Below are 6,701 nucleotides of genomic sequence, written 5' to 3'. Positions count from 1 at the left end.
TCAAGCTGCTGTCAGAGAGCGGCGACAATTCAGTGTACGCTTATTGTGAACGTGGCACCCCGCTGGCACAGTGGATGGAGAGAGACCTCGCCAGCACTGGACCTACAGGCTTCAAAGGTTACACCATGCTGATATCCTTTCCGCCAAACGCCCAGTCAAACCAGTGCGTGATTCTGGACAAAGTCGTGACACAGCGCTGGCTCAACCTGCCCTAAAACGCCAACACCGTAACCAATGACGGTGTGATTAAAAAGTAATGCCTTGAGGGCTTATTCGCCGTCGCGACCGATCGCTTCCACCGGGCAGCCGGTGAGAGCTTCTTCGCAAAGTGCGCGCTCCTCATCCGTTTCAGGCTGCTTGTAGAGGAACGAATGGCCGCCATCGTCGTCACGCTTGAAGTTTGCAGGAGCCGTTTCGCGGCAGAGGTCGCAGTCAATGCACTGGTCATCAACGTAGTAAGCTCCGGAAGCGTTTTGGGCGTATTTATTTGCAGCGTCAGCCATGGGGGTCAGGGAAAGTAAGGGGCATTGATAGTAGTTCCCACCCCCGGGGTTTCAAACGGTTTTTTGCCTGCCCCTCCCACCCTTTGACAGAGTCTTTACAATAAAAGCTCGCCTCAGCCGTGATGCTCGCCGCATCATTCACCCCAACCCGCTTTCCTGCCATGAAATCGCTCGTCCTCGCCCTCCTGCTGCCTCTCACGGTCCTTGCCGAAAATGAAATCGGCTTCATCGAGCGCTTCGCCCTCGCTGCCGACCGCGAAAAAGCCCTCGGCGAGCTCGTTCCCGGCTCGGAGGAATACTATTTCTTCCACGCCCTCCATTACCAAAACGTCCGCGACAACGCGAAGCTCGATCAAATCCTCAATCAGTGGCGTGAACGCGTCCCCGACGAAAACGAAGCCCGCCGCATCATCCTCAATCGCGAGGCCATTCTAGGCTATGAACGCGATCCGCAGGCCACGCTGAAATACCTCATCGAGCGCCTCGGCATACGTCACGATCACCAGCGGGAGCTGCGTGATCAAAAACCCGCCCTTCCCACACAGTTTGATCCAGCCAGAATCAGCCGTGAAATATTCCTGCGGGATACGCTGAAAAATGATGGTGGCCTTGAAACCCTCTCTCAGGATGCTCTAGCCTCCCTCATTCGTGATCAGGTGCAGCTCTCTCAATATCAGCGCCGCAGCGTGCTCAGCAAACTCCAGCGCCCAGATGTGCCAAATCTCGTTCAGGCCATCATCGCCGACCTTCAATCGGACAAATCACGCACCTTCGGCTCTCTGCCCATTCATCGCGCCCTGCTGCCGGACCAGCTCGATTCGCTGCTGCAAACCTTCCCCCAGTGGCTCAGCCAGCAGGCCTTCGTTTATACCCGCCTGCGCAAGCTGGCCCCCAACGCGGATGTGAATCTGGAATACGACGACGCTGAGCGCGCGGCCTGGCTTGACCGCGTGTGGGCCTTCGCACAAAAACTGCCCCCCTCCCAAAACACCCTCAAGGCACGCATCCTCTACCTGCGCCTCGACCATGACCGCAAGCACGGCGTGTATGACCGCACCCGCTTCATCGAATACCTCAAGCTCCCGCGCCAGCAGGACTACATCAACTACACCTACATCAAGGACGTCATCCCCGGCGAACTCTCCGACCTCAACGCCGATCTCAGCGAGCCACTGCTGCTTTCCCCACCCCTCAGCACGGACGAGCGGCTCGTGCGCGAGTACTTCCTCCACCTCTTTGCTTCCGAGGTGAAGCCCGATTCTGATCCCAACGACGTGCTCGCGCAATGGACCACGTACATCGCGGAAGAATGGCTCACCCCCGTCCTGGCAGAGGCGCTCATCACCCACCGCATCGGCTCCCCGGAGCATTGGGCCTCGCTGATTACGCCCACCGAATTCCAGCAGCTCAAGGACCGCGTCGACATCGAATTCCCCGCCACGAACGCACCCCAGTTCTCACCCGGCGACGACATCCAGTTCGACGTCACCGTCAAAAACACACCGAAGCTCATCGTGAAAATCTTTGAGCTGAACACGCTCAATTTCTTCCAGACCCAGCAGCGCCAGCTCAATACCGATCTCAATCTCGACGGCCTCGTCGCCAACAGCGAACAGACCCACGCCTTCGAAGGCGGCCCGTTCGCACGCACGCGCCAGACCTTCAAATTCCCCGAGCTCAAAGGCAAGCGCGGCGCATGGATCATCGAGTTCATTGGCGGCGGCCGCAGCAGCCGCGCCCTCATTCGCACCGGTCAGTTCCACGTCCTGCAGCAAACCGGCCCCAGCGGAGATCTCATCCTCGTCCTCGATGAAAAGCACCAGCCCGTGAATGATGCCGTGGCATGGTTTGAAGGCCGCAAACTGGTGCGCAATGAAAAGATCGGACGCATCGTCATTCCGTTCACGAATCAACCCGGCACGAAGAATCTTGTCATTGGGGATGCCGGCGGCAGCTTCGCCACGCTCACGTCCTTCACCCATCATGCTGAGGACTACCGCCTCGACGCCCAGTTCCACATCGAACGCGAGCAGCTTCTCGCCCGCCGCGAAGCCACTCTGGCCGTGCGCACCGCATTGATGATCGGAGAGGTGCACCTCGCCCCGGAATTCCTCACCGAACCAAAGCTCACCATCACCAGCACCACACTGGATGGCATCTCCACCACTCGCGAAGTCAAAGACCTCAAACTCAGCGCAGGCAGCGACCTCACGCACACGCTCACAGTCCCCGAGCGCCTCGCCTCACTCACCGTGGCCTTCAGTGCCAAAGTGGATGTTGTCAGTGCCGGAGGGACCAAGAAAGACCTCACCGCAAGCCACACCTGGACGCTCAACGGCATCGACAAGACCGAAGCCGTCAACGACGGCCACCTTAGCACCTTTGACGGTCAGCGTGTCTTCGAACTCCTCGGCAAAAACGGGGAACCCATCGCCGATCAGCAGGTCATTTTCACGTTCAAGCACCACGACTTCAATCGTCCCCAGGTGATTCCACTGCGCACGGATGCCCAAGGCCGCGTGAACCTCGGCAAACTCACCAACATCGAATCCGTCGCCGCCAAAATCCCCAATGGCCGTCAGACACTCTGGCCGCTGCTCGATGCCGAGGACACGCTCTCCACCACCATTCACGCCAAGGAGGGCGAAACCATTCGCGTCCCCATTCATGACACCGGCAGCCTGCCCGCGTCACTCCTTGCTCAAACATCCGGCACCTTCACCGCAGACCTTGCAGCCCTCCTCAAATCCGAAAACGGTTTCCTCACCATCAGCGGCCTCACACCGGGCGATTACTCACTGAAAATCCCCGACCAGCCGCTGATCACACTCAAAATCACTCAAGGCGAAACCCTCGGCGGCTGGGTGCTTGGCAAGCACCGTCAGCTTGAACTCAAAGGCAACACACCTCTCAACATCCTCAGCATCGAGAACGACAAAGACTTCATCACCGTCAAACTCGCCAACAGCAGTCCCTTCGCACGCGTTCACTTCGCAGCATCCCGCTTCGATCCCGGCAGCGGCATCTTCGGCGGACTCGGTGGTTTCACTCGCTTCGGCGCAGCCTCCGGCACCCCCGCGAGAAACCCCAACCTCTACTCCGCTGGCCGTGAGATCGGCGATGAGTACCGCTACATCCTCGAACGCCGCTACGCCAAGCTCTTCCCCGGCAACATGCTTACCGGTCCCGGCCTGCTGCTGAATCCATGGGAGATCCGCAGCACCGACCTCGACGAACTCGCCCAGCTCGGCGGACAAGCCTCTTCGATGACACGCGGCGGAGCCACTGGCACTTCGAGCACCGCCGGCATGATGCCCGGAAAGAAGTTGAAAGCCCAAGCCGGCCCCGAAGGCGGCACCAATCTCGACTTCCTCGCAGCGTCCGCTCCGGTCATTTACAATCTCGTTCCTGACAAAGACGGCGTCGTCCGCATCGAACGCAAAGCCCTCGGCGACCGCCAGCATGTCCAAATTTACGCCGAAGACCTGCAAAACGCCTCCTGGCGCACGCTTACGCTGCCAGAGGCTCCCACCAAGTTCACCGATCAGCGCCTCGCACGAAATCTTGAGCCCAAGACTCCCTTCACACAGAAAAAGGAGATCACCGTACTAGAGACCGACAAGTCCCTCACCCTCGCCGACATCCTCACCAGCGAACTTGAAACCTACGACACCCTCGGCGGCATCCACTCCCTGTTCACCACACTCAGCGGCAATGAACACCTCACCGAATTCGCCTGGCTGCTGAACTGGCCCAAGCTCAAAGAGGACGAGAAGCGCACCAAATACGGCGAGTTCGCCTGTCACGAGCTGAACTTCTTCCTCTGCCGCAAAGACAAGCCTTTCTTCGATGCCGTGGTGAAGCCGTACCTCACCAACAAGAAGGACAAGACCTTCATTGATGAGTACATCCTCGACATCGATCTCACCCAGCACCTTGAACCCTGGGCCTACGCCCGCCTCAACATCGTCGAGCGCATCCTGCTCGCGCAGCGCATTGAAAACGAAGCTCCGAATGCAGCCCGCCATGTGCGCGAGCTATGGGAAATGATTCCACCGAATCCCGAACAACAAGATTACCTCTTTGAAACAGCACTGCGCGGTCGGACGATGGAAAAGGGGGATTTGGATGGTTTTAAGGTCAATTACGGCGCTGCGATGAATCCTGTACCACCGCCACCGCCAGCTGATGCCCCCATGTCGCCGATGCCAGCAGCCGCAGCTCCCGCAGATGCTTTTGCCGCGCCAGCACCCGCAATGAAATCTGCTCACCTCGGCAACAGCGGCGAAGCCAAGCCTGGAAACCGCAGGAATGACCGATCCCTGACCACCGTTGAACTTCAGCAGCTTGCGGCGTCAAAAAATGCCACCGGCAAAGATGAAATGCCCAAGGAAATGGCCGCGCTTGGTCTGGAGCGCGAGGAAGCTCTGCGTAAATCGGGCGCAGGTGGCTTTTTGGTGAGTGGTGCCAACACCTTCACAGGCGGAACCACCATCAATGCTGGAACCCTCCTCTATTTCGACGCTGGATCTGCCAAGGATTCGCAGCAGCAAGTTCGCATCTTCTTCCGCGCCCTTGGTCCCACCAAAGAATGGGTGGAGAACAATTACTACAAGCTGCGCATCACCGACCAGACCGCCGACCTCGTCACCGTAAACGCTTTCTGGCGCGATTATGCTGCCTGGGTGGCCGCAGGTTCCAAAGGCGGCTTTGTTTCGCCCAACGTCGCCGAGGCCAGCAGCAACTTCACTGAGATGATGCTCGCACTCGCCGTGCTTGACCTTCCCTTTGAGGCTCCAAAGCACAGCACGAAGACTGACAATAGAAAGTTCACTTTCACCGCAGGCGGCCCCTGCATTTTGTATCACAAAGAGATCAAGCCGGCCGTTGTCGAAAACAACTCACAAGGCCAGCTCCTCGTGTCCCAAAGCTTCTTCCGTCAGAGTGACCGCTACCGCATGGAGGGAAATGAGAAGTTCGAAAAATACGTCTCCACCGAATTCCTCACCGGCGCGACGTATGGCGCAAACATCGTCGTCACCAATCCCACCAGCAGCCCGGTGAAGGCCGTGGTGCTGCTGCAGATTCCGCAGGGCGCATTGCCCGTGCTCGGCAGCAAGGCCACAGACTCGCGCCAGATCCGGCTGGAGCCTTACACCACGCAGACCTTCGAGTATCACTTCTACTTCCCGCTCGTGCCCGCCAAGGCGGGCCTCAAGTTTGCGCACTTCCCCGTCAACGTCGCCACCAGCACAAGCACGGCAGGCGCCAAGCCCTTTGAGTTTAATGTCGTGCCGAAACTCACCGAGGTGGACAAAGCCTCATGGGACTATGTCTCGCAATACGGCAGTGATGCGGAAGTCTTTACCTTCCTTGAGCAAAACAATCTCGAAAGCCTCGACATGGAGCGCATCGCCTGGCGTTGCCGTCAGAGTGGAGACTTCTACAAAAAGCTCATCGCTTTTATGCGCCAGCATCACTTCTATGATGCCGACATCTACAGCTATGCTTTTCTCCACAATGATCCCATCGCTTTGCGGGAATGGCTGAAGCTTTATGGCTTCGCAGATCAATGCGGTCCGTACTTCACCAGCAAGCTCCTCACGCTCGATCCCATCGAACGCCGCAGCTATGAGCAGCTCGAATACTCCCCGCTCGTCAACCAGCGCGCCCACCGCGTCGGTGGCGAATGGCGCATCGCCAATCCCGCCGTGTTGGGGCAGTACAGCAAGCTCCTTGGCATCCTCGCACACAAGCCGCAGCTGGATGCCATGGACAACCTGAGCGTGGCCTACTTCCTCATCCTGCAAGACCGCGTGGAAGAAGCGCTGGCACGCTTCAAGACCGTCGACGCCACCAAGCTGCCCACCAAGATCCAGCACGACTACTTCCAATGCTATGCCGCCTTCTATGAAGGCGATCTCGCCTCCGCTCGTGGCCTCGCCGCGAAGTACGCCGATCATCCCGTGCCACGCTGGAAGCTGCTCTTTGCCGATGTATCCACGCAGCTTGAAGAAATCGAAGGCAAGACTGCAAAGACGGAAAAAGGCGACAAGCCCGATCGCGAAAAACAGCAGGCCGAACTCGCCGCCACCGAGCCCGGCTTTGATTTCAAAGTCGAAAACAAGACCATCGCCCTGACTTGGAAAAACCTTGGAGAAGTCACACTGAACTACTACCTCATGGACCCCGAGTTCA

At 58.3% G+C, this 6,701-nt stretch carries 3 protein-coding genes; 2 read left to right on the top strand and 1 reads right to left on the bottom strand.

The genetic code is table 11. The features are described from left to right. A partial coding sequence (locus tag ACIREA_RS23385) for a hypothetical protein (protein WP_397384758.1) occupies window positions 1-215 on the top strand: 215 nt, incomplete at its 5' end. Between the two features lie 54 nt (window positions 216-269). Here ACIREA_RS23385 and ACIREA_RS23380 read toward each other — a convergent pair. Beyond that, window positions 270-503, bottom strand: a complete 234-nt coding sequence (locus ACIREA_RS23380; RefSeq protein ID WP_294400032.1) for a ferredoxin — start codon at window positions 501-503, stop codon at window positions 270-272. A 161-nt stretch (window positions 504-664) separates the two neighbouring features. Between ACIREA_RS23380 and ACIREA_RS23375 the strand changes: the two genes are divergently transcribed. Further along, the coding region (locus ACIREA_RS23375; protein ID WP_397384757.1) for an autotransporter-associated beta strand repeat-containing protein at window positions 665-6,701 on the top strand (6,037 nt) is incomplete at its 3' end.

Source organism: Prosthecobacter sp., from assembly GCF_044373815.1.
In the GTDB taxonomy this organism is placed as follows: Bacteria; Verrucomicrobiota; Verrucomicrobiia; order Verrucomicrobiales; family Verrucomicrobiaceae; genus Prosthecobacter.
Note: the sequence above shows the minus strand (reverse complement) of the source record. Positions and strands in the feature narration are given on the sequence as shown.

Excerpts from the sequence above, each read along its gene's own strand:
- ACIREA_RS23380 (WP_294400032.1), bottom strand. The coding sequence starts at position 503 with ATGGCTGACGCTGCAAATAAATACGCCCAAAACGCTTCCGGAGCTTAC.